The sequence below is a fragment of the Promineifilum sp. (SeqCode) genome (assembly GCF_041918635.1).
Classification (GTDB): Bacteria; Chloroflexota; Anaerolineae; order Promineifilales; family Promineifilaceae; genus Promineifilum.
Genome location: NZ_JAYRVJ010000803.1, coordinates 1 through 2,502 on the forward strand (window position 1 = coordinate 1; position 2,502 = coordinate 2,502).

The 2,502-nt window shown below is 67.6% G+C and carries 2 protein-coding genes and 1 pseudogene; all 3 read left to right on the plus strand.

Annotation, left to right across the window (positions count from 1 at the left end):
* The first annotated feature begins 13 nt into the window (after window positions 1-13).
* Window positions 14-631: a CDP-alcohol phosphatidyltransferase family protein gene (locus ACE3UY_RS22880; RefSeq protein ID WP_374689779.1), complete on the plus strand. Its 618-nt coding sequence runs from the start codon at window positions 14-16 to the stop codon at window positions 629-631.
* Window positions 632-638: 7 nt separating this feature from the next.
* Entirely contained in the window at window positions 639-1,814 is a 1,176-nt protein-coding gene (gene lgt, locus ACE3UY_RS22885; protein ID WP_374689780.1) for a prolipoprotein diacylglyceryl transferase, read from the plus strand.
* Window positions 1,815-1,908: 94 nt separating this feature from the next.
* Window positions 1,909-2,502: pseudogene (locus tag ACE3UY_RS22890) on the plus strand (hypothetical protein); the annotation flags it as partial.

Here is a 2,502-nt window from a genome sequence, read left to right on the forward strand (position 1 = left end):
ATCAGGATTCGCTATGACACAGGAACAACCCATCAAGCCCCGCGTGACGCTGACCGATCAGCTGCGCGTTCGCACCCGCTTCATCATCGACCCGGTCGTGGAGATGCTGGCCCGCTTCAAGCTGGGTCCCGACTTCCTGACTGTCCTAGGCTTCGCCACACACCTGCTTTTCGCTTACCTGATCGCCATCGGCGAGTTTCGCTGGGCGGCGCTGGCCATCGCCGCGCTCTCGCCGCTGGACGCGCTCGACGGCGCGCTGGCCCGCAAGCTGGGCCGCAAGCAGGGTGGCTTCGGCGCGTTCCTCGACTCCAGCCTCGACCGGCTGGCCGAGATCGCCCTCTTCGGCGGCTTCATCTACTATTACTACACTCAAGACAACGCGCTCATGCTGGCCGTCGCCTACCTGGCCGTCAGCGGCTCGCTCATGGTCAGCTACGCCCGCTCGCGGGCCGAGGCGCTTGGCTTTCAGGCCAAGATGGGCATCGCCAGCCGCGTGGAGCGTTACGTCCTGCTCGTCGCTTTCCTGGCGCTGAACCTGCCCCATATCCTGCTGCCCATCCTGGCGGCGCTGACCTACTTCACCTTCTTCCAGCGCATGTGGGCCGTCTGGCAACAGTCGCGCGACCACTAAACCACCCGTGTCCCGACGAATCGAGCCTTACTGGTACGCTATCGGAGCGGTGTTCGCCGTCGCCGTCGCGCTCTTCGTCCGCCACCTGCTGACGGGGGCCATGCCGCCGCGCGCCGCCGTCACCGTGCTGGGCCTGCCGCTGTACTGGTACGCCATCTGGATCATTACCGGCATCGCCCTGGGGACGTGGGTGGTGTCGCGGCTGGCCGACGAGCGGGCGGAGCGCCTTTTCGTCGCCGCCGCGCCCGCCGCCGTGCGCGATCGGCCGCTGACCGACGCCGGCCTGCCCGACGACGTGGTCGCCCACCTGGCCGCGCGCCACTACACCACACTCGGCGCGGTGCTGCGCGACTATGGTTTCGACCCGCGCCGGCTGGGCCTGAAGCGGGCGGAGACGGAAGCGGTGGGCAAGGCGCTGGCCGCCGCGCCCGACGTCGCGCCGGCGTGGCTGGCCGATGCGCCCTGGCGGCCGTGGAACCCCGATCACGCCTGGAACGCGCTGTTCATCATCCTGACCCTGAGCCTTATCGGCGCGCGCCTCTACCACGTCCTGACCCCCTCGCCGAGCATGGCCGCCGTGGGCATCACCTCGGCGCTGGACTACTTCCGCAACCCGACGCAACTGTTCAACTTCCGCGCCGGCGGCTTGGGCGTCTATGGCGGTATCGCCGGCGGGCTGGTGGGCCTGATCCTCTACACCCGACGCAACCGGCTGCCCGTGTTCGGCTGGGCCGATCTGTCGGTGGTCGGGCTGGCGCTGGGGCAGGCGGTAGGCCGCTGGGGCAACTTCTTCAATCAGGAGTTGTACGGCCGGCCGTCGGAGTTGCCCTGGGCCATCACCATCGACCCGCTGCATCGCCTGAAGCCATATGAAGCCTTCGGCCGCTTTCACCCCGCCTTCCTCTACGAGTCGCTGTGGAGCTTGCTGACCTTCCTGCTGCTGTTGTGGCTGGCGCGGCGGCGCGCCGAGCGGCTACTGCCGGGCGAACTGATGGCGGTCTACCTGATCGCCTACGCCCTTGGCCGCAGCTTGCTGGAACTGGTGCGGCTCGATAGCCGGACGGCGACGCTGTTCGGGGTGGATACGGGCATGGCCGTGGCGACGCTGGTGTCCATCGGCGTAGCCCTGGTCGCGGCGCTGAGCGTGCTGCTCCGCCGGCGGCGCAGGGGCGGCGTGGGGTGAGCGGCGGCTAATCGTCTCTGGCGAACAGCCGGGGCTTTGCTACACTAAGAAAGAATGATCCGCAGATTTCGCAGATTACGCAGATAATACTCCCTTGTCGAAACTCACTGCTCCCCTTCTCGCTATTCTCATCGCTGTCGCGCTGGTGGCCGTGGCCGTGTGGGGCGTGGGGCGGGCGCTTAACGGCGACGACAGCCTGCTGCGCGATGTCGTCGTCCTGGACGCGCTCATCACCCCCAACGCCGACGGCCAAACCGACGCGACTCGCATCAGCTACGCCCTGTCGCGCAGCGCGACGGTGTCGATCTACTTCGAGAACGCCGCCGGCGAACGCTTCTACTTCCGCCAGGACAAGCCGCGCGGGGCGGGGGAGTTCGAGGTGCTGTTCAGCGGCGTCGTCGATGGCTACCGGCTGCCCGATGAGGCTATCGAGGGCGACATCCTGGCCCGGCTGCTGCGCGATGGCGAGTATACCTGGACGATCCTGGCGACTGACGCCGACGGCCTGACGGAGACGCAGACCGGCACGATCACCATCGCCGACGCTGACCCGGAACTGCCGGAGTTGCGCAACTTCACGCTGGACAAGCACACCTTCACGCCCAACCGGGACGGCATCGATGACCGGCTGCTGGCCCAATTCTTCCTGCCCAAGGAGGTCGCCAGCGTGCGCGTCTTCCTGCAAATG